Raw genomic sequence first — 26,097 nt, 5'->3', positions numbered from 1 at the left:
GGCGAGATGAGTGGCGATGGAGCAAGTTCCCACCTCTCCTGGTGAGCGGCCCGAGGAGACGGGCGCCTCCCTCGAGTCGGCCTACACGGCCTCGGCGACGATCAACGAGCAGGGCATCGTCACCGAGTGGAGCGAGGGCGCGACCCGGCTGCTCGGCTACGTACCGTCCGAGGTGGTGGGCCTGCCGGCCGCCCACCGGCTCGCCGACGTCCTCGGTGAAGCGGCGCGGCGGGTGCCGTCCGAGCAGGAGCGGTGGAGCGGGACGGTGGCGCTGCGCCACCGGGACGGTCACCGGATGGACGTCGCCCTGCTCGCCCACCGCTGGACGTCCAGCGGCGGGACCACCAAGTGGTTCGTGGTGTCCGCCGTCGGCGCCACGCACCGCTCTCCCTGGGACGAACCGCTGAAGGAATGGGCGTTCACCCAGTCCCCCTGCTTCCTGGCGGTCTTCGACGCGGATCTGCGGCTGGTGCGGGCGAACGCCGGCATGGAGCGCATGCTCTCCCTCTCGGAGGCCGAGATGCGGGGACTACGGCTGCCGGAGATCGCGCCGGATCCCGTGAGCGACGAGACCGAGCGCCGGATGCGCCTGGCTCTGGACTCCGGCGAGGCGCAGTACATGGAGGCCTTCGTCCACCCGACGGGGGCGGGCGCGGATCACGGCTGGGCCACCTCGCTGGCGCCGTTGCGGGATCCGGACGGCCGGGTGCGCGCCGTGTGCCTGGCCGCTCACGACCGGGGCGGTGTGGAGAGCTTCCAGCACCAGATGCTCCTGACGGACGAGGTCGACACCGCGCCCATCGGGACCACGCTGGACAGTGTCCGTACCGCGCACGAGCTGGCCGACGCCGCCGTCCCCCGGTTCGCCGATTTCGCGGTCGTCGACCTGCTGGAGCCGCTCCCGCGCGGCGACGAGCCGTCCTCGGTCCAGGCCGGCGGGCCGGTGACCGTGTGCCGTGCGGCGGCGCGTTCGGTCCTCGACGGAACCCCGGAGTCCGGGGTCGCCGTCGGGGACACCACCAGCTATCCGCCGCTGTCGCCGCCCGTCGAGGCGCTGGTCGCGGGCCGGGGAGCCGTGTACGGGGCCGCGGACCCGGCCCTGGCCCGGTGGGCGGCCGAGGACCCCGGGGCCGCCTGGATCGGTGAGTACGGGGCCCACTCGATCATGGTGGTGCCGATGCGGGCCGGCGGGGGCACGCTCGGTGTGGCCGTCTTCAGCCGCCACCGGCGCCGGGAACCCTTTCAGCCGGAGGACCTGCGGGTGGCCGGGGAGCTCACGGCCCGGGCGGCGGCCGGGATCCGCAACGCCTACCGGTCCGGCCGGGAGCACACCACGACCATGACCCTGCAGCGCAGCCTGCTCCCGCACACGCTGCCCGACCAGGCGGCGCTGGAGATCGCCTCCCGCTACCTGCCCGCGGCGGGCGAGGCCGGTGTGGGCGGCGACTGGTTCGACGTGATCCCTCTGTCGGGCGCCCGGGTGGCGCTGGTCGTGGGGGACGTCGTCGGTCACGGCATCCGGGCCACCGCCACCATGGGACGGCTGCGCACCGCCGTACGCACCCTGGCCGACGTAGACCTGGGCCCCGACGAGCTGCTCACCCACCTCGACGACCTCGTCATCCACCTGTCCGCCGACGAGGGCGACCAGGAGTCGGGCGGGGAGACGGCCGGGGGCATCGGCACCACCTGCCTCTACGTCGTCTACGACCCGGTGATCCGCCGCTGCACGATCGCCCGGGCCGGCCACCCGCCGCCCGCCGTGGTGTCCCCGGAGGGGTCCGTGTACCTCCTGGACGTCCCGGCCGGTCCCCCGCTGGGCCTGGGCGGCCTGCCCTTCGAGACGCTGGAGGTCGAACTGCCCGAGGGCAGCATCCTCGCCCTGTACACGGACGGTCTGCTGCAGGCTCGCGACCACGACCTCGACGAGGCGCTGGACAGCATGTTCGCCGCCCTGGTCCGGCCCGCGGACACGCTGGACACGGTGTGCGACCGCGTACTGACGGCCATGCTGACGCACCGCCCGGACGACGACGTGGCCCTCCTCGTCGCCCGGACCCGGGGCCTGCACGCCGACCAGGTCGTGGTCTGGGACCTCGCCTCCGACCCCTCCGTGGTCGCCACGGCCCGGCGCCAGAGCACCGAGCAGCTGACGGCCTGGGGGCTGGAGGAGGCCTCCTTCGTCACCGAGCTCCTGGTCAGTGAGCTGGTCACCAATGCGATCAGGTACGGGCAGCCGCCGATCCAGCTGCGGCTGATCCACGAGAAGAACAGCACCCTGATCTGCGAGGTCTCCGACGCGAGCAGTACCGCCCCGCACATGCGGCGGGCCCGGACCTTCGACGAGGGCGGGCGGGGCCTGCTGCTGGTCGCGCAGCTCGCCCAGCGATGGGGCACCCGGCATGCGGCGATCGGCAAGACCATCTGGGCCGAGCAGTCCCTGACGGAGTACTGAGGACGCGTACAGGGCTGGGCGGTATGCACGGAAATGTTCCCTGTGACGTGCCTGTGACAGTCGACGGACAGCTCCATGAAGTCCCACCGACAAGCTCTTTATCAGGGACAAACACCGACATTCAGGTAATAAGTCCCCTGCTTCCGAGGACGTGAGCAGTGATGACCAGGCCGATCCGTCGGAGGAAATCATGAGCCTCACCCTCGTCGCCCCGCAGACCGAAGCCACCGCCACCGCCCCCATCCTCGCCCCGCGCGAGCAGGAGGCGCTGCGCCACATCGCCGCAGGCTGCACCTACCTGCAGACGGCTCGCCAGATGGGGCTCTCCAAGCACACGGTCGACGCCTACCTGCGCCGCATCCGCGCCAAGCTGAACATCAGCACCACCGCCGAGATGACCCGTCTGGCCATCTCCATGGGGCTGTGACGTTCACGGGAGAACGGAAGCGCCCCTGACGGGCGTGGCGGCCTGCGGGCCGCCGGGGGTGGCGGGGGTGGCGGCCTACGGGCCGCCGGGCAGGCCGTAGAAGACCGGCCGGGCCCAGACCGGGGGCTCCCGCGGGGGCGCGGAGTCCCCCGGGACGACGGGGGAACGGGCATCCTCCCGCGACGGCGGACCGGCGTAACCGCCGATGCCGCCTCCAGTGGCGAGGCGCAGTGCGGCCACGAACTCGAGGCAGGACCCGTAGCGGTCCTCGGGGACCTTCGAGAGGGCCTTGGTCATGACATCGGCGGCGGCGGGAGCGATTCCCGGCCGCCGTTCCGTCAGTGGGGGCGGGGGGTCGTACTGGTGCGCCCACAGCAGCGCCGCGTCCTCCTCGCGCTGGAAGGGCGGCCCGCCGGCGAGGGTCTCGTAGACGACGCACGCCAGGCTGTAGAGGTCGCACCTGCCGTCCACCGGCCTGCCGGAGATCTGTTCCGGGGCCATGTAGTCGAGCGTGCCGACGAACTCCCCGTCCGTGGTGAACCCGGTGAGCGCGAGCGCCTTCTTCGTCAGCCCGAAGTCCGTGAGGTAGATGTGCTCGGGGTGGTCGCTGTCGGTTCCCGCGGCGACCAGGATGTTGCCGGGCTTGACGTCCCGGTGCACGAGGTCGTGGTCATGGGCCGCGTCGAGCGCCGATGCCACCTGGGCGGCGATGCGCAGGGCGGTCGCGACGGGCAGCGGGCCTTCGCGGTCCAGGAGCGCGCGCAGGTCCAGGCCGGAGACGTAGCGCATGGCGATGTAGAGGACGCCGTCGGTCTCGCCGGCTTCGAAGATGGGCACGATGTGCGGGTGGTCGATCGATGCGGCCACCCGCGACTCGTGCGTGAAGCGGCGCCGGAAGGTCTCGTCGCGGGCACGCTCGGGGGCGATCAGCTTGAGCGCGACCGTACGGTCGAGGCGCAGGTCCTTGGCGCAGTAGACGACGGCCATGCCACCGCGGCCGATCATGCGCTCGACGCGGTAGCCGGCGATCTGCTTACCGATGAGGCCCGAGGCGCGGCCCGCGTACACGCTGAGGTTCGAAACCTCGCTCATCGGGCGCCCACCTCACCCGGCCGTGTGACGCCGCCGGAAGCGGCGGGCCGCTGTTCCATACCTGGAAGTCTATCGAGCGCCCCGTCCGAGCGCCCCGTCGCGGAACGCGTCCACGCGCAGGAACGCACACCGTGACCGGCCCCCGAAGGGACGGTCACGGTGTGCGATGCGGTCCATGACACTCGGCCGGAGTCAGTCGTCGTCGCTGCCGCCGGCGCCGCCGCTACCGCCGAAGCCGCCGGTGATCCCGCAGCCGAGGCCGAAGCAGAGGCCGCCGTCGCCGCCGGTGCCGCCCTTGCCGCCGTCACCACCGGGCAGTGCGATCCCGCCGGTGCCGCCCTTGCCGCCGTTGGCGCTGCCGTTGCACGTTCCGGCGCAGATGCCGCCCTTGCCGCCGTTCGTACCGTTGCCGCCCGGCACGCCCGTGGTGCCTTCGCCGCCGTTGGCGCTGCCGTTGCACAGCCCGGCGCAGATGCCGCCCTTGCCGCCCTTGGTGCCGTTCACCGATCCGTCGCAACTGCCCGCACAGACCCGGTCACCGACGCGGACACTGCCCTTGTCCACCTTGACGCTCTTGAAGACGGCCTTGCCGTCGAACCGGCCGCCGCCCGGCCGCCCGTCGCCGTTGCCGTTGCCGTTGCCGTTGCCGTTGCCGTTGCCGTTGCCGAAGGCTGGGGTCACGTGAGCGGAGGGGGCCGGAGCCGCCGTGGCGACCGGTGCCACCGCACCCGCGCCGATCAGAGTCGCCGAAATGATGAGACCGAGCCGGAACTTCGTGGATCGCATACGCATGAGAATTCTCCCTTGCCTGGAATTCGCTTCGCCGGGATTTCGCCGGCGCCCCGGCCTCCTGCGGGCCGGGGCGCCGGGGCCTCACTGACCGATGTCGTCCGCCATCAGGGCGAACCAGTCGCCGTCGACGTAGTTCTGCTTCCAGGAGTCGATCTGCTCGTCCGTGATCTTGTACTTGTCGGCGATCTTCTTCGTGGTCTCGTCCGGGTCGTCGGCCGCCAGCACGATGAGCACGATGCGTACCTTGTCGACCACCGTCAGATCCGACTTCGACTTGTCGGGCAGGTCGTCGAACTTGAAGCAGCCGGTCCCGCCGGGCTGCCCGGGCTTGCCCGGCTGACCGGGCTCACCGCCCCGGCCGCCCTTGCCACCCTCTCCGCCCTTGCCGCCTGCGCCGAACCCGATGCAGTGCTCGGGCTGGTCGGCCGGGGCCGAGGCGCTGATGTTCGTGGGGGTGTGGGTCTGCGACGCCTGCGCGGCGCACGCCGTACCGGTGACGAGGGCCAGAGAGGCCGTGGCCAGGATGATCGGACGCTGCCAGGACTTCGTGAACATGAGGGGTTTCTCCGTTTCGGCGCAAAACCGATGAGGGGGATGAGAAAGGGGGTGGGGGGTGGGGGTGGAGGCCCGAAGGCCTCCACCCCGTTGAGCCGGGTACTGCGGTGAGCGGTGAGCGGTCAGAAGAGGCTGCCGCCACCGGCGCCGCCGTCGCCACCGAGGCCACCGATCAGGCCGCCGACGCCACCGTCTCCGGCCTTGCCGCCGTTGCCTCCGTTGAAGAAGCTGAAGCCGCCGTTACCGCCGTTGCCGCCCTTGCCTCCCTTGAGGAAGCCGTCGCCGCCGCCACCGCCGCCACCGGCGTTGCCGCCCTGGAGGACGCCGAAGCCGCCGTCGCCGCCGTTACCACCGGCGCCACCGATCCGGCCTTCGCCGCCACCGCCGCCGCCACCACCGGCGCCGCCGAGCAGGAAGCCGTCGCCGCCGCCACCGCCGTTACCGCCCTTGCCGCCGGTGCCCTTGACGCTGCCGCCACCGGAGCCACCGGACCCACCGGCGCCACCGACGAGACCGCCGGTACCGCCCTTGCCACCGTCACCTCCGGCGCCTCCGGCGTTCGGGAGCGCAGTAGCCACGTGGGAGGCCACCGGAGCGGCCGAGGCCATGGACGCGGGAAGCACAACTCCTCCTGTGACCACAGCGGCCGCGGCGACCAGAGTGGCGATACGGAACCCGCGACGGCTGGGGCGGACAACGTTGTTCGTGTGCATCTTGCGGTTCATGACTTTCTCCTACAGATCAAGAGGTGTATTTGAGGTGCCCGGTTTTCCGGGACGGTGCGGTGATGTCGGCGAGAGAAGGGATCCTCGGGAGGTATTCCGTTTCTTTCGTCTGCCTCGTTCTGTTTCCGGTGAGGCCCGCACCACAAGTAAGCCCCGGGGGCCACACCCGGGTCATGTTCCGGAATCTCGGGACTTGACACCCTCATAAACACCGGCTAAAAGCGCCGTCGCGACGCTGCGGTGGCCGCGTACCGAGCGGTTCCGGGAGCACGGTGGCGTACAGGCCTACAACCCGGGGAGGGAAACGCTCTCAGCCACGACCCTGGAGAACGCCGGCCCGGGGCGGGTCGCCCGCTCGACCGGCTCCCGGACGGTCCCCCGCGCGTCCTCGACCACCCCGCCGTCGCGCGCCCGGCCCCGCCCCGGGTCGCGGGGCGGGGCCGGGGTGGGGCCGTGGTGGGTCAGCGGGGCTCGACGAACGTGTGGCCCTGGTGGCCCCCGGCGCTGCAGGAGCGCTTCTCCGCAGCCGTCATCTTGCGGGTCTTCACCACCACCGCGTTGCTCTTGCCGTCCGTGCCGTTCTTGGCCGGGCTGGTGATCGTGTCCTGGAAGAACCAGTAGTAGTGGCTCCACCTCGGGCTGTCGTAGTGGGTCTGCCAGGTACCGGAGACCTTCTGCATCACCTGGGCCCGCGAGATCCAGCCCACCTCGCCCGGCTTCACCGTCATGTTGAGCGAGCTGCTCTCCGAATGACTGCTCGACCAACTATGGCTGTAACTCGCGGTTACGCTCAGGTCCACGATGCCCGCTATCTTGCCTCCGGCCGTGACGGAGACGCCGAGCGAGTCGGTGGAGCCCACCGTGTCGTCCCAGGTCATCGACTGGGTGGAGTCGGACGTACTGCAGTTGAACAGCGAGTTCGACACCTGCCGGAGCTCACCCAGGTACGCCTCCCCGAGCCTGGGCGAGTTGAAGGTGCACTTGCCTTCGCCCGAGGCGCAGTCCGCCATGAGCTGCTGCCGGGTCGGCTGGTCGGCGGCCGTGGCCGGAAGGGTGGTCGCCGCGGCGACGGCGCAGGCCGCCACCGTCAGGGTCAACGCGCGGGCCGCGTAACGGCTGACGCGGTGTGTGGTCATCGTGGTGCCTCTCACGGTGCTGGGGGGATCGGTGAACCGCCGTACGCCGGAGGCCCGTTCACTCGCCCCCACCCGTGCGGTCGATCACCGCCTCTTGCTCCTGAGATCATCCCGACCTACCGGAGGGGTACGGTCCATTTGAGTCAACCCGCCACCGGGCACAGCACCGTGACCTCCGGGCCGCAGGCGACCACGAGCCGCCCGTCCGGCGCGGCCCCGAGGGCGGTCACCGGGAGCGGCAGCGCGTACTCGTTCCCCGCCTCCCGCCCCGTGGCGAGGTCCCGGAACCGCACGGCCTGGCCCTGGCCGATGGCCACCACCGGCCGGGCGCCCGCGACGGTGACGACCATGGGCCCGTTCGGATCCGTGTGGCCGGTCAGCGGTTCGCCGGTCTCCCGCATCGTGGCCAGGTCCCACAGGCGGACGGTCTGGTCCCGGCTCCTGCTGACCGCGACGGGCCTGCCGTCGACCAGTGTGGTGGCCACCGATGTCACCCAGTCGGTGTGGCCGGTCAGAGGTGCGCCGATCTGCCGGCCGGTGGCGAGGTCCCACAGCCGTACGGTCTTGTCCCAGCTGCCGGTGACCGCGACGGGCCGCCCCGCCAGTTCCGCCGTCGCGACGGCGGTCACCCTGCTGGTGTGGCCGGTGAGCGGCTCGCCGACCCTGCGGCGGGTGGCGAGGTCCCAGATCGCCGCGGTGCGGTCCGCGCCGGCCGTAACCACGACCGGCCGGTCGTCCAGGGTCGCGCCGGCCAGGGCCAGCACCCGTCCGTGGTCGCTGGTGACGGGCTCGCCGAGGTGCTTCCCGCTCACCGGATCCAGCAGGTGCAGGCTGTCACCGGGGCCCGCGGTCACGACCACCGGCCGCCCGTCCATCACCGAGGCGACCATGGCCGTCACCTCGCCCTCCAGGCCCGTCACGGGGGCCGCCGCCGGCCGGCCGGTGCGCAGGTCCCGGACGCGCAGCGTGTGGTCGGCGCCCGCCGTGACGACCACCGGGGCCCCGTCGAGGACGGCCGTGGTGATCGCCGAGACCGTTCCGGTGTGGCCGGTGCGGGAAGGCGCGTCCGCGTGGACGTGGGTGAGGTCCCAGGTCCGGAGCGTGTGGTCGGCGCTCGCCGTGACGGCCACGTGCCGCCCGCCGACGACGGCCGTGGCCACGTCCAGGACCTTGCCGGTGTGGCCGGTCAGCGGCGGGCCCACGGGCTTTCCGGTGGCCCGGTCCCGTACCACCACCGTGTCGTCCCGCTCCGCGGTGAGCAGGACCGGGCCGCCGCCGTCGGAAGGGCCGTCCCCGCGGCCGGAGATCCGGTGCCAGAGGTCCCCGTCCTGCTCCGGGCCGGGCCGGAGGGCCGGCGCCGTGCCGCTCGCGCCGACGGCGACGATCACCCGCATGCCGTTCACGCGCTGCCGGTCGTCCGTCACGTCCCAGATGCGCAGGGTCCCGTCCGCCTCGGCTGTGAGGGCGACGGTACGTCCGTCCAGCACCGCGGTCTCCCGCGCCCGGCTCCGTACGAGGGCGCCGTTCCGGCGGTCGAGGGCCAGGGGCCCGATGAAGCGGGGCTCCTCACCGTCGAGGCCGACGGCGACCGCACGTCCGTGCACCACCGTCACGGTCGTCACGCCGGGCCGGTCCACGCCGCCCGACAGGGCCGCGGCGGCCGGGGAGGTCCCCACCGGCTCGCCGGTGGCCAGGTCCCACACCTCCTGGTCCGCCTCCCCGGCGGTGACGGCGAGCACGCGTCCGTCGATTTCGACGGTCCGCACCACCTCCAGTGACCGGGCCAGTTGCTCGCCGGTGCCCAGGTCCCGCACGCGCACCGTCCGCTCCACGTCGACGTCGTCGACGGTGAGGACGACGCGGCGGCCGTCCAGCAGCGCGATGCCGGTCGCCGAGGGGTGGGCGGCGACCCTGCGGCCGGTGAGCGGATCCCCCACGTACAGGGTCCGGTCGGACCCGAGGGTGAGGAGGACCCGGCGGCCGTCCAGGACGGTGCTCTCCACCAGTGCGACGAACTCCCCGGCCGCGCGACCGGTGGCCAGGTCCCACACCAGGACCGAGTCGTCGTCGTGCAGGCTGAAGGCCACGGGCCTGCCGTCGGCGACCGCCGTGGCGACGGACAGCACCTCGGCCGTCATGGAGGACACCGGGTCGGTGCGTCCGGTGACCGGCTCGTGGAGCTGCTCACCCGTCGCGAGGTCCCAGACGCGCACGGTGTTGTCCCGGCCGCCCGAGACCGCGACCGGCCTGCCGTCGACGACCGCCGTGGCCACCGACCGCACCGGGCCGCCGTGGCCGATGAGTGGGCGCAGCCGCCGCTCGTCCGGTACGGGGCCGTCGGCCCACTGCACGGTCCACCGCGGCTCGGGCAGCGGAGCGTTCACGTCGTCGGGCGCGCCCGTGGAGGTCTCAGACATACCCCAAAGCTAGACACCGCCTCTGACAACGCCCTTCCCTACCACACCGCGCACCGCCGGCCGGAGCGTGCGGACCACCACCATTTCGCCCTGCGCGGGGCGGAACTCCGGTAGGGGTCGCGGGCGGGGATTATGCGGGGCCACCGCCCATGTGCGGTCGGGGCGGATGGCGTTGAGTCGGACCTGCCGATCGGCCGGCAGACAAGCGACACCAGCGCGCGAACCGCGCACCCGACCTTCGAGGAGGTGATCCGGATGAGCGTCCTCAAGCTTCAGAACATGGAGGCCCGCACCACGCAGAGTGCTGCGGCCACCGTCAGCCTGACGAGCAGCAACAGCAACTGCTGCAAGGCTCCGCGCGAGCCCGAGAACCCGAACTGACCCACCGGGTCCGTGCGCGGGCTCGGCGCGCCCCCGCACGGACCCGCCGTTCCCGGCGGCAACCGCCGCGGCCACTGCTGCCCGCCGCCGGCCCTCGGACGATCACAGAGGCTGACATGCGCAACGAACGCTGGGTCTACCGCTTCCTCTTCGCGTGGAACGACACACTGTTCTTCGATCCGCTCGATGTCTTCTACGAGCCGAACGAGGACCACTTCCTCGCCGCGCTCGACGAGCGGACGCGGTCCCGTTTCGTCCGCAGCGGCATCTGGTGGAGCTTCCGCCACAACGAGGCCCTGCCGGCGCAGGGCTGGAAGATCCACGTCTCGTCGAGCCACCGCCACGTGCGCGAGGTCGCCGCCTCGGTGATCGGACACCTGACGGAGCGCGGGACCGACTTCAAGATCGCGCTCGATCTGAACATCTTCGAGATGCTCAACTCCAAGTCCATCTCCCGGGGCAGCGGCGGCAAGCTCGTCACCGTCTACCCGCGTGACGACAACGAGTTCCGGACGTGCCTGGCCGACCTGGCCCGCCTCCTGAAGGGCGTCGAGGGCGCCTACGTCCTGTCGGACCTGCGGTACCGGGACAGCAAGGCCCTCTACTTCCGCTACGGCCAGTTCCTCGACACCCATACCGTCGACGTCCTCGGCCGCAGGCGGCCGCGCATCCTCGGACCGGACGGCCCCGTCGCGGACGACCGGCGCCCGGGCCACGCACGGCCCTCCTGGGTGCCCTGGCCGTTCGACGACTGGCAGCCGCCCGAGGAGGAGGACGAGGCGGACGACGGCCTGCTCGGGGGCCGCTTCCGGGTGACCGGCGCGATCCAGTTCTCCAACAGCGGTGGCGTGTACACGGCCGAGGACACCGCGGACGGCGACCGTCCGGTGCTGCTCAAGGAGGCCCGTCCGCACACCAACATCAACCCGCGGCAGGACCACGACGCCGTGGACATCCTCGGCCGCGAATGGATGTTCCTGAACCGGCTGGCCGACGCGGGCTCGTACCCGGCGCCGATCGCGAAGTTCCGCCACTGGGAACACCACTACATCGCCGAGGAGTTCGTCGACAGCTCCGACATCCGCTCGGTGCTGCTGGAGCGCAACCCGCTCGCGCGGCCGGGATCCGGCATCGAGGGTTCCCGCGCCTACCTGCGGATCTTCCTCGCGGTCTTCCGCGGGCTGGCCCGCGCGATCCAGGCCGCCCACGACCGCGGGGTGATCCTCGCCGACTTCACGGCCGCGAACCTGCTCATCGACCCGGACACCTTCGAGGTGACCATCGTCGACCTGGAGGCCTGCCGGCTGGCCGAGGGCGGTGACGCCGCCCTGACGAAGCCGGTCGAGCTCTACACCCCGGGGTTCAGTCTCTCCCGCAACCGCTTCAAGGCGTACGGGCCGGAGGGCGACCGGTACGCCCTCGCGTCCACCATGGCGTATTTCGTCTTCCCGATCGCCGCCATGTCGTACCTGCGTGAGGACGTCCTCGACCTGTACCGGATCTTCATCACCGAGGGACTGGGTTGGCCGGAGCGGGTGCACGGGCTGATCACCGACCTGGCCCGGGGCCGGATCGACCTCACCGGGCTGCTGCGGGCCCTGGAGGACGAGGACGGCCTGCTCGACGCGGTCGAGGCCCTGCCGCCGCGCCCGGTCGTCGAGGAACGGCTCGCCCTGCCCGAGGCCGAGACCGGGGTGGCCGCCTTCATCGAGGCCACCGCCGACACCGGCCGCGACACGCTCTTCCCGGTGGACCCCTTCGCGCACGTCACCAACCCGCTGAGCCTGGGCTTCGGGGCGAGCGGCGTGCTGTGGGCGCTGCACGCCAGCGGTGTCCCGGTCCGGCCGGAGTGGCTCGCGTGGCTGGGTCGCAGGCTGGACACCATCGATCCGGCCCGCTACCCGGACGGCCTGATGAACGGCCTGTCCGGCATCGCCTGGGCGGCCGACTCCCTCGGGCTCGCCGCGGCGGCCAGGGAACTGCTGACCCGGGCCAACGAGCGCGCGGTGGAGAAGGGCGACCACACCTTCTACTACGGCCTCTCCGGGGTCGGCATGACGAACCTGCGCTTCTTCCTGCGCGGCCACGACCCCCGCGACCTCGCCGCCGCGCGGGAGTGCGCGCGGGCCCTGCACGAGACGGCGCGGCGCGACGGCGGGCGGGCCCACTGGCTGAACGAGTTCACCGCGAAGGGCCCGCTGACCGGTCTGGGCTTCGGGCAGGCCGGTGTCGCGATGTTCCTGCTGCGCATGCACCAGATCACGGGAGACGCCCGCCACCTGCGGCTCGGGCGGGAGGCGCTCGCCTGGGAGATGGCCCACGCCCGACCCATCGACGACGCCGGCGGGCCGGTCATGTTCGAGCACGAGGGGACGATGGAGCCGTACGTCGAGGTCGGTTCGGCGGGCGTGCTGAAGGTGCTGCTGCGCTACGGGGACACGGACGCGGCCCGGACCGTCCTGCGCGGGCTGGACGTCCGGTACTCGGTGATGCCGGGCTACGCCTTCGGCATGGCCGGGGTCGCCGACGCGCTGCTGGACGCGGCCGCGTTCACGGGCGACCGGTCGTACCGCGACACGGCGCTGCGCCAGCTCGACTTCGTCCGGAACGTCTTCCTCTTCGAGCCCGCGGAACGCTTCGGGCTGCCGCGCGAGGAGGGCCGGCCGCCCCTGCTGGGGCTGCCCGGTGACGGACTGCTGCGCTGCTCCACCGACTATCTGACCGGCTCGGCGGGCGTGCTGCGGGTGCTCCACCGGGTGAACCGGGGCGGCCCGGCCGACTTCCTCCTGGACGAGGCCGGGCGGTGAGGCAGCTCTGGCGCACGCTGCGCGGTCACCGGGCCCCCTTCGTGGTGATCCTCGCCGCCGAGGTCACCACGAGCGGGCTGGAGGCGCTGCTGCACCCGCTGCTGCTCAAGGCCCTGTTCGACGAGGCGATCCTGACCGCCGACCTCCGGCGCTTCCTGGTCCTCGGCCTGACCTACCTGGCGCTCGGGCTGACCCTCAACCTCACGGGTTACTGGATCGCCTGCCGGCGCAAGCGGTTCGAGAACGCGTTCACGCTGGTGCTGGAGACGGAGCTGCTGGGCCGTGCACTCGGCCTGGACGGCCGGAAGGTGTCGCGGGCGGGCAACGCCTCGTACGTCAGCCGCATCCACAACGACGTGTCCCAGGGGGTGCTGCCGGCCGTCGACGTGTCCCTGCGCATCGCGCGGCAGGCGGTCACCTCGGTCGTCTTCCTGGGGGTGCTGCTGTACCTGTCCTGGCAGGCCAGCCTCGTCCTGCTGGTGATCGTGCCGCCGCTGGTGTTCGTCAGCAACCGGCTCGGCAGGCGGATCGAGGAGAACACCGGCCCCGAACGCGAGGCGGAGGCCCGGTACGTCAACACGCTGACCCGGACCCTGGAGGCCTTCCCCGCCCTGCGCGGTCTGCCGTCGCTGCTGCCGGGCACGCGCCGCGCCAACCAGGACGCGCTGCGCGGCTTCCTCGGCATCACCTTCGTCAACTTCCGGCTGGCACAGCGCCAGCGGACCCTCAGCGACCTGGTGATGAACCTGTCGGACACCGCTTCGATGATCGTCGGGGCCTTCTTCGTCTTCTCCGGCCGGATGTCCTTCGGCAGCTTCCTCGCCTTCGTCAACTCGCTGTGGCGGGCGGTGACCGGGATGTTCGACCTCGTCAACATGATTCCGCAGGCCCGCCGGAGCACCGCCGTCCTCGAACGGATCGAGTCCCTGCGGGCGTCCCGGGAGACCCCGTACCACGACGAAGGGGCGCTGGTACGGGTCCGCGGGGCGCGGGTCGTGTACGGCGGCGCCGACGGGGACAGGCCCGGGGGCGGCGGCGGGCCCGGGGGCGGCGGCGGGCCCGGGGAGCGCGAGGTGGCCGGGGTCTCGTTCGACACCTTCGAGCTGCGCTCCGGCGAGCACGTGCTGCTGCGCGGTCCCAACGGCTGCGGGAAGACCACGCTGCTGCACATCATCTCCGGGACGCTCGCCCCCGACTCCGGGTCGGTCACCCTGCCGCCCCGGGTGGCGAGCCTGACCGCTCCGGTGAACCTGCCCCCGCTGCCGGTGCGCGACCTCGTCCCCGACGCGGGCCTGCGCGCGGCGCTGGACCTGGACGCGCCGGCCGGCAGGCTGCCGTCGGAGCTGTCCTCGGGCCAGCGCCAGCGCGTCGGGGTCGCCGCGCTCCTGTGCGAGGACGCGGACGTGTACCTCGCCGACGAGCCGTTCGCGAACCTCGACGACCAGGGCCGGGAGCTGGTGTTCCGGCTGCTGCGCGAGCGGACCGCCGGGCGCGGGCTGCTCGTCGTGCACCACGGGGACGAGGACCTCGACGGCCGCTTCGACCGTGTGGTGACCCTGGCGGCCGGACACCCGCTGGCCCGGCTCTCCTGAGACGGCCGGGGCGGTCAGGCGACCAGGTCACGGGTGGCGGTGGCGAAGGCGGTCCGGTTCGGGTGGCCGGTCTTCTGCAGCAGGCTCGCCACGTGTTTCTCGACGGTGCGCAGGGAGATGTGCAGGCGGCCGGCGATGTCCTTGTTGCTGATGCGTTCGGCGACCAGCCGGGCCACCTCGAACTCGCGGACGGTGATCCCGCACCGGCGCAGGTCCGGCGGCACCCGTTCGGTGCCCGTGCGCCGTTGCCGGACCGAGGCGCCCATCCCGCGCAGCAGCGCCCTGCTGGCTCCGGCGACCGCCTGGAGGCCCGCGTCGTGGAAGTACTCCTCCGCCTCGCGCAGCCACTCGACCGGCGTGCCCCAGCCGTCGTCGTGCGCCGACTGCGCGACCAGGCGCAGACAGAGCCGGCGTGCCATGGGGAAGGGTTCGGCCGCCTCCAGCGCCTTGCCCGCGGCGGCCGTCGCCTCCTCCGGGCGGCCCTCGCGGCCGAGCAGCACGGCGTGCGCCAGGCCGGTGAACTGGTGGTTCCAGCGGGTGGTGCCGGCGCTCGCCCGTGTGACCTCGGCGTGGTGGCGCCGGCCCATGCGGCCCGCCAGTACGCCGAGCAGCAGGATGATTCCGTGCTTGCCGAACCCGCCCGTCGCGGGATTCTCCGCGTCGTAGGCGAGGGCCTGCGCGAACTCCTGCCCGGCCGCCTCGTGGCGTTCCTCCAGCAGCGAGCAGAACGCCCGCGCCAGCCCGTACGACATCGCGCGCACCCCGGGTGCCGCGTCCAGCAGCGGGGCCAGTCGCTCCAGCGCGCCGCGCATCTCGGCGCGGCGGCCCTGGTGGGCGTACCGTACGGCCTCGGCGAGCCGGAGCATCGCCAGGTGGCGGCCGAGTCCCAGGCGTGAGGCGTCGGCCGCGGCCTCACGGATCCGGTCCCCGGCCTCGTCGAACCGGCCGTGCCGGATCCGGTCCAGCGCGAGGACGAAGCCGCTCTCGTGGGCCAGGGGCAGCAGGCCCATGCCGAGGGCTTCCTGCCGGGTCTGTTCGATCCGGGTGGACCGGTCCTCGTGGCCGGCGGCGACGACGGCGAGGTGCACGTCGGCGGCCACCCGCGGCACGGGGAGGCGGCGGGCGAGGGCGATGGCCCGGGCCCGCCGGAAGTGGGCCGCGGCCGCGGGCTCGTCCTCTTCCCGGGCCAGCTGCCCGAGCAGCAGCAGGGCCCGGCAGGCCACGTCGGGCAGGTCGGCGCGCCGGGCGGCCTCCAGGGCCCGGTGGGCGTACCGGGTGGCGGTGCGCAGCCGGTCGGGGGCGAGCCGGCTCAGTTCCACGTGCACGGCGGAGAGGTCCACGAGGGCCGCGTACGCGTCGGCCGGGTGGCTGCCGAGCAGTGCGCGGGCGATGTCGAGGTGCCAGAGGGCTTCCGCGGGTCGTCCGGTCAGCGTGGCGATGTCGCTCAGCCGGGCGTGGAGTCCGGCGCGCCGTGGGGCGGGGATGCCGTGCTCGCCGCCGTCGCCGCCGAGGGTGTCCAGGATGACGGCGGGCGCGGGCAGGCGGTCGAAGCGCGCCGAGCGGGCGACCGCGTCGAGCAGGAGCTCCAGCACTGTGGCGTGGAGTTCGGGCGCGGTGCCCGGTTCGACGAGCCGGTGGGCCCGGGTGAGCAGCTCCACCGCCCGGTCCACGGCGCCCTCGCCGGTGGCCCGGCCGGCCGCCTCGCCGTACAGGCGGATGGCCTCGGGGGTGTCGCCGGCGTGCTCGTGCAGCTGGGCGGCGTGCTCGCACCACGCTCCGGGCAGCCCGGGGTGGAGTTCGGTGAGGGCGCGCGCGGCCCGCCGTACGTACCTGGCCCGCTCCCCCGGGCCGAGGTCGTCCAGCAGGGCCTCGGCCGCCAGCGGGTAGCGGAAGGTGTACCACTGGGTGCCCGGCCCGTCCGGCGTGATCAGGTACGAGGCCACGGCGGCGCGCAGGACCGCGGACAGTTCGGCGTGGTCGCGGCCGAGCGCGCGTTCCAGCACGGGCAGGGCGAAGCGGCGGCCGAACAGGGCCGCCATGCCGAGGAGTTCCGCGCCGAGCGGGCCGAGCCGCCCGGCCTGGCGTCTGACGCTGTCCGCGACGGTGGGCGGGACGCTGAGCGGGACGGAGGCCGTCCCCGGGTCGTGGCGGGCGGGGCGGGCGGTGAGGTCGTGGACGAGCTCCTTGACGACGAAGGGGATCCCGGCGCTGGACTCGACCGCGCGGTGGACGAGGTCGGGGCAGACCTCGACCGGGGGGACCCGCAGCTCGGCCGCGATGAGCAGGTGCACGTCGGGGCGGCTGAGGGGAGCCAGGTCGAGCACCTCGGCGGCGCCGCTCCGGCGGGAGCGTGTGGCCAGTTCGGTCGCCGCGCACGGTGCGCATCCGGTGACGAGGAGGAGGACCGCGGGCTGGTGCCCGATGTTGTCGAGGAGGTATTCGACGACCGCCAGGGTGCCGGCGTCGGCGTCGTGCAGGTCGTCGAGGACGAGCAGGCAGCCCTGCCGCTCTCCGACGACGGTGAGCAGGCGCAGCATCGTCTCGGCGACCACGAGGTGGGAGGCGGCGTCGGCGTCCTTGTCCCGGGCGCCGGTCAGCAGCCGGGCCATGACCGCACCGTAGCGGCCGAGTTCGTCCGGGTCGGGCAGCAGGCCGGCCCGGGACAGCAGGAGCAGCGCCTCGACCAGGGGCCGGTACGGGACGGGCGGGCCGACGTCGCTGGCCCGCCCCCGTACCGTGACCATGTTCGTCTCGGCGGCCACGGCGAGGGCCTCGGTGGCGAGCCGGGTCTTGCCGACACCGGGCTCGCCGGTGACGAAGAGGGCCGCGCCGCTCCCGGACCGGGCGGCCGCCAGCGCGCGCATGATCTGCCCCATCTCGGGGCCGCGGCCGATGAGTTGCCCTCGCCTCGGGTGCGGGCCGCCGTCCGGGCCCGCGACGGTACAGTCCTCCGGCAGCGCCGGCCAGAAGATGGACACCGGCTCGTCCCCTTTCCGGCGGGCCTTCCGATGCTCCGCCGGGGATGACGATAGGGACCGCGCGTGTGCCCCCTGTAGCCGTCCGTTTGGGGGGCTTGTGCGGGGGGTCAGCCCGCGTCGAGGCTGTCTTCCCGTACCCGCCGGGCCAGGTCGAGCTTGGTGTAGGTGGGGCGGCCGGCCTGCTGGTACTTGGCCTTGACCCGGTCCAGGTAGTCCTTGGCGGTGTGGACGGTGATGCCGGCGCGCCGGGCGGCGGACTTCAGGGTCAGCCCGGAGGCGTAGTCGAGGAGGATCTGCCGCTCCCGGGGCGAGAGGCGGGGGCGGGCGGGGCTGTCGTCGTAGGCGCAGGCGAAGGCGAGTTCGGTGGAGAGGGAGCCCTGGCCCGAGGCCAGGTCCTTGATGGCGGCGACCAGGGTGGGCAGGTCGTGGTCCTTGGTCAGGTAGCCGTCGGCGCCCGCCCGGACGGCCTCGATGATCCGGGAGCGGTCGGGCACCGTACTGATCATCAGGACGCGGCTGCCGGTCCGCAGCAGCCGCCGGATGTTGTCGGCGGGGGCCGAGCCGTCGCGCAGGAGGAGGTCGAGGAGGACGATGTCGGGCGGCGCGTAGCCCGTCGCTCCGAATCCGTACGGACGCTGCGCGTCCGGTGCGCCGAGGAGTTCCCCGACGGTGGCGGCGGTCGCCACGAGCCGCAGCTCCGGCACGCCGCCGAGCCAGGCCCGCAGGCCGTCGAGGAGCATCCGGTCGTCGTCGACCACCGAGACGGTGATCACCCGGGCCATCTCAGCTCCACCCGTACGCCCTCGCCGGGGGCGGTGTCCACGGTCGCCCGGCCTCCCACTTCCGCCATCCGGCCGTGCACCGAGCCGCGCAGGCCGAGGCCCGGCTCGCACCGCTCGGGGTCGAAGCCGGGCCCCCGGTCGACCACGGTGACGACGGCTCCCCCGCGTGCGTCCGGGTCCCGGGTGGCGGTGAGGTAAGCGTGTCCCGTGCCCGCGTGGCGCCGTACGTTGTTCAGGGCCTCGCGGACGGCGTCGCCCAGCGCGGCGGCGACCTCGGGGGGCACCTGCGGCAGGTCGTGGTACTGGGCGGTGACCCGCAGTTGGAGTCCCTCGACGGATCCGACCGCCTCTTCCAGGGCCGTACCGATCTCGCGGTGGTGGACCTCGTCCGCGGTCTGCTGGATCAGCCGGCGCAGGTACGCGGCTTCGCGCGCGCAGCGTCGGCGCACCTCGGGGGCGTTGGCGTCGACCGAGCCGGAGGCCAGGGTGGTGAGGGTGGCGAGGACGGTGTCGTGCAGGGCCCGGTGGTGTTCCAGCCGCTCGGCGTAGCGCGCCTTGTGGGCCTCGGCGGCCACGGCGCGGGCGTTGGCCTCGTCGAGGAGCCGGCCCTGGCGGAGCAGGTACCAGCGGAAGAGCCAGGTCATCACGGCCGAGGACACGATCGAGTTGAGGTGGCCGAGCAGGACGGCGGGGCTCGCGCCCACCGCGTGGTAGCCGATGACGTGGGTGGCGACGAGCAGCGCGATGACGGTGAGAGCGTGGAGTCGTTCGAGGGAGATGGCCGCGACGGCGCTCGCCGAGCCGCCGAGCAGCATGGCCCACGCGATCGCGGGTGGTTCGCGCACGCCGCCCCAGGCGCAGAGGGCCAGGGGCAGGACGCAGCCGGTGACCAGGACGTCCGCCCAGATGTGCCGGCGGTCGAACCAGCCGCGCCGCAGGGCGGTGCCGTAGGTGAGCACGCTCAGTCCCAGGGCGGCGGCGAATCCCGCGTACTGCAGGGGGAGTTCCGACCGGCGCTGGGCGACGGCGAGGGCGCCCACCGTCAGATGGCTCGCCCGGTACAGGAGGGTGGCCACGATCATGAAGGACTGGGCGCGCTGCAGGCCCGATCCCACCCCGCTCGTCCCGCGTAGTGCCCGTATGCGCCGTACCGGTAAGGACAGCAACGCCAAGACCACACCTTCCCGTACCCATTTGCCTGTGACATCTGCCATTTTGCCCTAGCAGGTGCACGTCAAATAGGCGCGTACCGGCCTGCTCACGGCTTGGCCGAGGTGGCACCCCAGGTCGACCGGAAAGGTGTTCCCGGCGACGGACCGGCGCCCGTACGACGCCTCTCCGGCGCCTATCCGGCCATCACGACGACGGAATGCCGGCCACTGGCCCCGTCGGGCATGGTCGGGGCGCGCCGTTCGGTCTGGGTCTCGCCCGTCCGGTCGGTGGCGCGGACGGTGAGGGTGTGGGTACCGGCGGTGGCCTGCCAGGCGTAGGACCACTGGCGCCAGGTGTCGCGGGTGTCCTCGGTGGCGAGATCCGCCTCCTGCCACGGCCCGTCGTCGATCCGGAGCTCGACGCGGTCGATGCCGCGGTGCTGGGCCCAGGCGACTCCGGCCACCGTCACCCGGCCGGCGGCGGGGCGGGCGAAGGGTTTGGGGGTGTCGATGCGCGCCTGGGTCTTGACCGGTGCCCGCGGCGCCCATGCGCGCTTCACCCAGTACGGGTCGTAGGCGTCGAAGGTGGTGAGCTCGATGTCCTCGATCCACTTGCAGGCCGATACGTACCCGTACAGGCCCGGGACGACCATCCGCACCGGAAACCCGTGGGCCGGCGGGAGCGGCTCGCCGTTCATCCCGACCGCGAGCAGGGCGTCGCGCCCGTCCATGACGTCCTCGACCGGCGTGCCCAGCGTCATGCCGTCGACGGAGCGGGCGACCAGCTGGTCGGCGGGGCCGCCCTGGGACGGGGGCCGTACGCCGGCTTCCGCGAGGAGGTCGGCGAGCCGGGCGCCGAGCCACCTGGCGTTGCCCGCGTACGGTCCGCCGACCTCGTTGGAGACGCACGTCAAGGTGATGTCCCGCTCGACGAGCGGCCGGGCGAGCAGTTCCTCGAAGGAGAGGTTCAGCTCGCGGCGCACACCCTTGCCGTGGATCCGCAGCCGCCACGTGTCCGCCGGGACCCGGGGGACGACCAGGGCGGTGTCGACGCGGTAGAAGTCCTTGTTCGGCGTGATGAAGGGGCTGACCCCCGGTACGCGGAGGGCCGCGCCCGGGGGGAGGTCCGGCGCCGGTGACACGGGGGACGGCAGCACCACCGCGGCCCGGGAGGCGATCGCGTCGCCGGAGCGTGCGGAGGCCAGGGCCCGTCCGACGGCCCCCGCACCGGTGCCGAACGCGGCGGCGGCCCCGGTCAGCAGCAGGAAGCGGCGGCGGCTCCATCCCGCCGCGGTGCCGGTGCCGGTGCCGGTGTCGGCTCCGGTTTCTCCGGCATCCGGCCCGCCCTGGGGCCGGAAGGACACGAGCGGGCCGGTCAGGACGTACAGGGCGGCGGCGCCGGCGAGTCCGGCGGTCAGGGACGGCAGGGCGTCGGCGAACCCGCCGGAGTCGGGCCGGTTCAGCGCGGCCACGGCTCCCACCAGCCCGAAGAGGAACACGCCGGCCGCCGCGGTCCGCCGCCCGCGCAGGGCGAACAGGCCCAGGGCCATGGCCAGGAGGGCCGCCACGGCGAGGATCCCGAGCTGAAGGACCAGCTTGTCGTCGGCTCCGAAGGTGCGGATCGCCCAGTCCTTGACCGCGGCCGGCGTACGGTCGACGGCCGCTCCCCCGACGACGGTGACCGGGCCGGCCTCGGGCCGGATCACGGCCGCGACCGGTTCCGCCAGCGCCAGTGCCGCGTAGCCGGACACCAGACCGGCCAACGCGGCCGCCGCTCCGCGCATGATGACTGCTCCGTCGATGCTCACACCGGTGACTTCGCGGCGCGGCCGCCGCCGGATTGGTCGCACACCCGGCCGAAGGGTCCTGGCGCGGACCTCAGTCCCGCGTGACCAGGCCGGTGACGAGTGCGGCGGTACGCCGGTGCCACGAGCCCGCGCCGCGGAGCATCGCGTGGCCGCCCGTGGCCATCGGGATGGCGGTGGCACAGGCGCCCGCCAGCCGGGACCGGCGTACGAACTCCCAGGACCCGGCGGCCGAGGTGACCCGGTCCTGCTCGTCGTGCAGCAGGTAGAGCCGGCGACCCGCGAGGTGGTCGACGGGCTCGCCCGGCGGACACCAGGGGGCGAGCGCCACCACGCCGTGGACCAGGGGTGCTCCGGCTGCCCGCAGTGCGGCCCGGCCCCCCATGGAATGGCCGACCAGGACCACCGGCACGTCCCCGGCGATCCCGCGCAGCCGCGCGAGGGCCGCCTCGGCGTCCCGGGCGGCGTCGCAGCGGGAGCCGTTCCAGCCGCGGTGCCGGTAGCGCACCTCCGCCACCAGGACGTCGCGGCCGCGCGTGGCGCGGACGACGGCGGCCGCGAAGGGCCGCATCCGCAGGGCGGGAAGGTTGAGCAGCGGCGGCGGCTCCGGCCCCTCCTCGCGGCCGCCGTGCAGCAGCAGGACCGCGGCCGCCGGTACCGCGGGGGACGTACGGAGCACGAGGGCGCGGCCCTCGCCGGTGGATTCCGTCTCCCGTTCGGTCCCGGCCGTCACCCCGCCTCCCGGCGTATGCGGCGCGGCGGGCGCGGGAAGAACCCGCTGGTGCGGGCGGCGTAGGCGGCGTAGCCGGGCCGGTCCGCCATGTGCGCCTCCAGGAGTCTCTTGCCGCTGCCCCAGATCAGCAGCGCACTCATCACCAGCGGTGAGACCAGCGTGAGTGCCGCAGTCTGCCAGGTCGCGCAGGCCAGCAGGTACAGACCCCACCAGACCAGGAAGTCACCGAAGTAGTTGGGGTGCCGCGTCCAGCTCCACAGCCCGCCTTCCATGATCGTCCCGCGGTGCTCGGGGCGCTCCTTGAAGCGGGCCAGCTGGAAGTCGCCGACCGCCTCGAAGAGCAGTCCGGTCGCCCACAGCAGCAGGCCCGCGGCGGCGAGCGGCCCGAGGGGAACGGGCACGTACGACGCGGCCTGCACGGGCAGCGAGACGAGCCACACCAGCGCGCCCTGGAGGAGGTAGACCTTGCGCAGGGCGTAGAGCCGGGTGCTGCCCGGAGCCCGCGCGAGCATGCGGGCGTAGCGCGGGTCCTCGCCGTGACCCCGGCCGCGGGCGGCGATGTGCAGGGCCAGGCGCAGCCCCCAGACGACCGTCGCCGCGGCGACCGCGAGCCGTCGGCCGTCGTCACCGTACCCGCTCGACAGCAGCCAGCTGACGAGCGCCACCGCCGCGAAGGCCACGCCCCAGGCGACGTCCACGATCCGGTGCAGGCCCTTGACCGTGGCCACGGCGAAGGTGACCAGCATGACCGCGAGCGCGGAGCCGGCCGCGGCGGCCAGGTTCAGGGACAGGGCGCCCCAGTCGGGGGTCATCGGGGCTCCCGCGGCTCGTCGTCGTCGGCGGTGAGGAGCAGGTGGCGTACGTCCAGGTAGCGTGAGCGGAAGCCGGCCTCGGAGTAGGCGAGGTAGAGCTCCCACATACGGCGGAAGGTGCGGTCGAAGCCGAGGGCGGCGACGGCGTCGGACCGGCGGTCGAACTCCTCGCGCCACAGCCGCAGCGTCTCCGCGTAGTGGTCGCCGAAGCCGTCGTCCTCCACGGTGCGCAGTCCGGCCGCCGCGCTCGCGCGCGCCATCGCCTCCCGGGAGGGGATCAGCCCGCCGGGGAAGATGTACTTGCTGATCCAGGTGTGCGTGCGGGCGGTGACGAGCATGCGCTCGTGCGGCATGGTGATGGCCTGGAGGGCGACGCGGCCGCCGGGGGCGAGGAGGCGGCGCAGGGCGGCGAAGTAGGTGGCCCAGTACTCGGCGCCGACCGCTTCGATCATCTCCACGCTGACGACGGCGTCGAAGGAGCCCTCGACGTGCCGGTAGTCGCGCAGTTCGACGGTGACCCGGTCCCCGAGGCCGGCCGCGGCGACGCGTTCCCGGGCCAGGTCGCGCTGCTCGGCGGAGAGGGTCACCGTCAGCACCTCGGCGCCCCGGGAGGCGGCCCGGATCGCCAGTTCGCCCCAGCCGGTGCCGATCTCCAGCAGCCGGGTGCCCGGTCCGACGTCCGCGAGGTCGAGGAGCCGGTCGATCTTGCGGTGCTGGGCGGCGGTGAAGGTGGCGGGTGAGGCGGGGAACGCGGCGAAGACCGCCGCGGAGTAGCTCATGCTCCGGTCGAGGAACAGCGTGAACAGCTCGTTGGACAGGTCGTAGTGGCGGTGGATGTTCTCCCGCGCCCCCTCGGGGGTGTTGCGCTGCTGCTCCGGGCGCCTGCGTACCCAGGCTTCGCGCAGTCGGCGCAGCGGCGCCGGCACCAGGTCGTCGACGTGGGCGGCGAGCACGGTGAGGACGCCGACCAGGTCGTCGCTGTCCCATTCGCCGGCCATGTACGACTCGCCGAAACCGATCAGGCCGTCGGCGCCGATCCGGCGGTGGAAGGCCTCGGGGTCGTGGAGGGTGAGCGTGGGCAGCGCTCCGGCCTGCAGGGGCACACGGTACGCGGACGGCTCTCCGGCCCCGTACCGGACCCGGAGCGGGAGCCGGGCGAGGGCCCGGCCGATGATCCGCTCGGCGACGGCGGTGCGCAGGGCCGAGGCGCGGGGCGGCCGTGCCACGTCGGGCCAGCGCGCCGGGTCGACGGGGGCGGGCGCGCTCTCGTGGGCCGCGATGTACGAGAAGGTCACAGGGTGCCTTCCTGCGGGTGACGGACGGGAGGGACGGCGCTGACGGGAGGGACGGCGCCGACGGAACGGACGGGGCGGGGGCGGACCGGGAGGCCGCGGAGGAGGAGGCGGATCCCGTGGAAGCGGATGCCGGCGGAGACGCGGGCGGTGGACCACGGGTGCCGCAGGGCGGCGCCGAGCAGGGCGCGGGCACCGGCCGGCCGGTGGGTGCCCCGCACGGTCGCGGTGAAGGGGCAGGTCCCGTCGTCGTGGCGCAGTTGCACGGTCAGGTCGAGGTCGTCGCCGGGGACGGGCAGCCGCATCCGGTAGAAGCCCTCGACCGCGAAGAACGGCGAGACGTAGAAGTCCTTGGGCACCTCGGCCAGCGAGTCGGCGCCGGGGCGCAGCAGGTAGCAGTGGCGCTCGCCGTAGGTGTTGTGGACCTCGGCCACGACGCAGACCGGGGTACCGGCGCGGTCGTGGCACCAGTAGAGGGTGAGCGGGTTGAAGACGTGCCCGAGGACCCGGGCGTGGGCGAGCATCAGGATGCGTCCGTCCGCGTTCTCGATCCCGTGGGCGGACAGCTGTGCCTCCAGGCCGGCCCGCAGGGTGGGGGCCTCGCCGCCGAAGTGGTCGCGGGCGTCGAACCGGGCCAGCGGGCGCAGCGCCCGGGGTATGCGCGGCGGCTCGTCGATGTCGATGAGCCACAGGTAGGTGCGCTGCTGGAAGGCGTGGCGGACGGGGGTGGTGCGGGTGTGGGCCACGGTGCACGCGTAGAGGGCCGGGACGTGGGGCGGGGCGGCCGGCCGCGCAGAGGTGCCGGTCACCACCGCACCCCCAGGGCCTCGGCCGCGGCGACGCCGGAGCGGCAGCCGTCCTCGTGGAAGCCCCAGCCGTGGTAGGCCCCGGCGAAGGCGGTCACGGACGTGTTCAGCCGGGGCAGTTCCCGCTGCGCCGCCACGGACCGGGGGGTGTAGACGGGGTGTTCGTACACCATGCGGGCGATGACGTCGAAGGGGTCGACCCGGCCGCGGGCGTTGAGGGTGACGATGTGCGGCTCGGCAGTCGGCAGCCGCTGGAGCCGGTTCATGTCGTAGCTGACCTGGACGGTCTCGGGCCGGGCGGAGCAGGAGGGGAGCCAGTAGTTCCAGGAGGCGCGCGCGTGCGCGGAGCGGGGCAGCAGCGACGTGTCGCCGTGCAGCACGGTGGGGTTGCGGGAGTACTCGAACGCGCCGAGGATCCGGACCTCGTCCTCGGTCGGATCGGCCAGCAGGCGCAGCGCCTGGTCGGGGTGGACGGCGACGACCACGGCCGCGTACGGGGTCGAGTCGCCGTCCGGGGTGAGCACGCGCGCGTGGTCGGCGGCGCGCACGACGGCCCGCACCGGGGTCGAGGTGCGGACGGAGGTGAGGTGCTTGGCCGCCTTGGCCACGTAGGCGGCGGAACCGCCCGTGACCGTACGCCACTGCGGGGATCCCTTGACGGACAGCAGTCCGTGGTGGGCCAGGAAGCGGAAGAGGTAGCGGGCGGGGTACTGGAGGGCCGTGTCCGGCGCGCAGGACCAGACGGCGGCGACGAGCGGGATGGCGAAGTGGCCGACGAAGTAACGGGAGAAGCCGCGCCGGTCGAGGAACTCCCCCAGGGTCAGCCCGCTGTCGGGGGAGGCGAGCAGCCGCCGGGCGGCGCGGTGGAAGCGCGGCACCTCGGCGAGCATCCTCAGGTGGCGGCCGCGCAGCAGGTTGCCTCCGCCGAGCAGTCCGGCCGCGCCCCGGGCGCCGGCGTACTCCAGACCGCAGCCGTCGCACCGCACGGACATGCTCATCTCGGATTCCTGGGTGGTGACGCCGAGTTCGCGGAACAGCCGCAGCAGGTGCGGGTAGGTGCGCTCGTTGTGCACGATGAAACCGCTGTCCACGTGGACCGTTCCCGCGTCCTGGGTGGGCAGTTCATGGGTGTGGGCGTGGCCGCCGAGGCGGTCGTCCGCCTCGTACAGCACCACGTCGTACGTGCTCTGCAGGATGTGGGCGGCCGTCAGCCCAGCCACGCCCCCGCCCACCACAGCGACCCTCCGACGGTCCACGTCACTCAACCCCTCGCGCTCGCCTGCCCCGCACGGCCGGTGCGGGGCGTTTCACGGGTACTTCGGTGCCGGACGCCCCGCGGATGGGATCTTGTTCCGAGGG

General features: G+C 73.5%; 20 protein-coding genes. 5 read left to right on the top strand and 15 right to left on the bottom strand.

What is annotated here, in order from left to right:
* Positions 1 to 16 precede the first annotated feature (16 nt).
* Complete coding sequence (locus Sspor_RS35205; protein WP_202202716.1) at positions 17 to 2,455, top strand: SpoIIE family protein phosphatase; 2,439 nt, start codon at positions 17 to 19, stop codon at positions 2,453 to 2,455.
* A gap of 190 nt (positions 2,456 to 2,645) precedes the next feature.
* Positions 2,646 to 2,882, top strand: coding sequence for a response regulator transcription factor (locus Sspor_RS35200; protein WP_202202715.1), 237 nt, complete (start codon positions 2,646 to 2,648; stop codon positions 2,880 to 2,882).
* 75 nt (positions 2,883 to 2,957) lie between these two features.
* On the opposite strand, the gene Sspor_RS35195 is transcribed toward Sspor_RS35200, so the two are convergent.
* From Sspor_RS35195 to Sspor_RS35170, 6 genes are all read right to left on the bottom strand, one after another.
* A complete protein-coding gene (locus tag Sspor_RS35195) occupies positions 2,958 to 3,974 on the bottom strand; it encodes a serine/threonine-protein kinase (RefSeq protein WP_202202714.1) in 1,017 nt (338 codons plus the stop codon).
* Positions 3,975 to 4,166: 192 nt separating this feature from the next.
* Positions 4,167 to 4,766: a hypothetical protein gene (locus tag Sspor_RS35190; RefSeq protein ID WP_202202713.1), complete on the bottom strand. Its 600-nt coding sequence runs from the start codon at positions 4,764 to 4,766 to the stop codon at positions 4,167 to 4,169.
* Between the two features lie 81 nt (positions 4,767 to 4,847).
* The gene (locus Sspor_RS35185) at positions 4,848 to 5,321 is read right to left on the bottom strand and encodes a hypothetical protein (RefSeq protein WP_202202712.1); all 474 of its coding nucleotides are present in this window, start codon (positions 5,319 to 5,321) and stop codon (positions 4,848 to 4,850) included.
* A 122-nt stretch (positions 5,322 to 5,443) separates the two neighbouring features.
* Positions 5,444 to 6,046 (bottom strand): hypothetical protein, encoded by a 603-nt coding sequence (locus Sspor_RS35180; RefSeq protein ID WP_202202711.1) that lies wholly within the window; start codon positions 6,044 to 6,046, stop codon positions 5,444 to 5,446.
* A 461-nt stretch (positions 6,047 to 6,507) separates the two neighbouring features.
* Positions 6,508 to 7,182 carry a hypothetical protein gene (locus Sspor_RS35175; protein WP_202202710.1) on the bottom strand — a complete coding sequence of 225 codons (675 nt, stop codon included), beginning with the start codon at positions 7,180 to 7,182 and terminating at the stop codon, positions 6,508 to 6,510.
* 143 nt (positions 7,183 to 7,325) lie between these two features.
* Positions 7,326 to 9,599, bottom strand: coding sequence for a WD40 repeat domain-containing protein (locus Sspor_RS35170; RefSeq protein WP_202202709.1), 2,274 nt, complete (start codon positions 9,597 to 9,599; stop codon positions 7,326 to 7,328).
* 255 nt (positions 9,600 to 9,854) lie between these two features.
* Here Sspor_RS35170 and Sspor_RS35165 point away from each other — a divergent pair, with 255 nt between their 5' ends.
* From Sspor_RS35165 to Sspor_RS35155, 3 genes are all read left to right on the top strand, one after another.
* Positions 9,855 to 9,980, top strand: coding sequence for a class III lanthipeptide (locus tag Sspor_RS35165; RefSeq protein WP_202202708.1), 126 nt, complete (start codon positions 9,855 to 9,857; stop codon positions 9,978 to 9,980).
* A gap of 116 nt (positions 9,981 to 10,096) precedes the next feature.
* A complete protein-coding gene (lanKC, locus tag Sspor_RS35160; RefSeq protein ID WP_202202707.1) occupies positions 10,097 to 12,787 on the top strand; it encodes a class III lanthionine synthetase LanKC in 2,691 nt (896 codons plus the stop codon).
* Entirely contained in the window at positions 12,784 to 14,379 is a 1,596-nt protein-coding gene (locus Sspor_RS35155; protein ID WP_202202706.1) for an ATP-binding cassette domain-containing protein, read from the top strand. Before lanKC ends, Sspor_RS35155 begins: the two co-directional genes overlap by 4 nt.
* A 14-nt stretch (positions 14,380 to 14,393) precedes the next feature.
* Here the strand turns inward: Sspor_RS35155 and Sspor_RS35150 are convergent, their stop codons facing one another.
* The 9 genes from Sspor_RS35150 to Sspor_RS35110 all read right to left on the bottom strand — a co-directional run bounded on the left by Sspor_RS35150 (position 14,394) and on the right by Sspor_RS35110 (position 25,994).
* Positions 14,394 to 17,357, bottom strand: coding sequence for a helix-turn-helix transcriptional regulator (locus tag Sspor_RS35150; RefSeq protein WP_202202705.1), 2,964 nt, complete (start codon positions 17,355 to 17,357; stop codon positions 14,394 to 14,396).
* A 107-nt stretch (positions 17,358 to 17,464) separates the two neighbouring features.
* On the bottom strand, positions 17,465 to 18,139 hold the full coding sequence (locus Sspor_RS35145; protein ID WP_202202704.1) for a response regulator: 675 nt from the start codon (positions 18,137 to 18,139) through the stop codon (positions 17,465 to 17,467).
* Positions 18,127 to 19,254: a sensor histidine kinase gene (locus Sspor_RS35140; protein ID WP_202202703.1), complete on the bottom strand. Its 1,128-nt coding sequence runs from the start codon at positions 19,252 to 19,254 to the stop codon at positions 18,127 to 18,129. Before Sspor_RS35140 ends, Sspor_RS35145 begins: the two co-directional genes overlap by 13 nt.
* A gap of 230 nt (positions 19,255 to 19,484) precedes the next feature.
* Positions 19,485 to 21,074 carry a molybdopterin-dependent oxidoreductase gene (locus Sspor_RS35135; protein WP_202204046.1) on the bottom strand — a complete coding sequence of 530 codons (1,590 nt, stop codon included), beginning with the start codon at positions 21,072 to 21,074 and terminating at the stop codon, positions 19,485 to 19,487.
* A 94-nt stretch (positions 21,075 to 21,168) separates the two neighbouring features.
* Positions 21,169 to 21,828 carry an alpha/beta fold hydrolase gene (locus Sspor_RS35130; protein ID WP_202202702.1) on the bottom strand — a complete coding sequence of 220 codons (660 nt, stop codon included), beginning with the start codon at positions 21,826 to 21,828 and terminating at the stop codon, positions 21,169 to 21,171.
* Positions 21,825 to 22,640, bottom strand: coding sequence for a DUF1295 domain-containing protein (locus Sspor_RS35125; RefSeq protein WP_202202701.1), 816 nt, complete (start codon positions 22,638 to 22,640; stop codon positions 21,825 to 21,827). The genes Sspor_RS35130 and Sspor_RS35125 overlap by 4 nt, the downstream gene beginning before the upstream one ends.
* The gene (locus Sspor_RS35120) at positions 22,637 to 23,935 is read right to left on the bottom strand and encodes an SAM-dependent methyltransferase (protein WP_202202700.1); all 1,299 of its coding nucleotides are present in this window, start codon (positions 23,933 to 23,935) and stop codon (positions 22,637 to 22,639) included. The genes Sspor_RS35125 and Sspor_RS35120 overlap by 4 nt, the downstream gene beginning before the upstream one ends.
* Complete coding sequence (locus Sspor_RS35115) at positions 23,932 to 24,741, bottom strand: DUF1365 domain-containing protein (protein WP_202202699.1); 810 nt, start codon at positions 24,739 to 24,741, stop codon at positions 23,932 to 23,934. The genes Sspor_RS35120 and Sspor_RS35115 overlap by 4 nt, the downstream gene beginning before the upstream one ends.
* Positions 24,738 to 25,994 carry an NAD(P)/FAD-dependent oxidoreductase gene (locus Sspor_RS35110; RefSeq protein ID WP_202202698.1) on the bottom strand — a complete coding sequence of 419 codons (1,257 nt, stop codon included), beginning with the start codon at positions 25,992 to 25,994 and terminating at the stop codon, positions 24,738 to 24,740. Before Sspor_RS35110 ends, Sspor_RS35115 begins: the two co-directional genes overlap by 4 nt.
* Positions 25,995 to 26,097 lie beyond the last annotated feature (103 nt).

This window comes from Streptomyces spororaveus, assembly GCF_016755875.1.
Lineage (GTDB): Bacteria > Actinomycetota > Actinomycetes > Streptomycetales > Streptomycetaceae > Streptomyces > Streptomyces spororaveus.
This window is presented reverse-complemented; position numbering and strand designations above follow the sequence as displayed.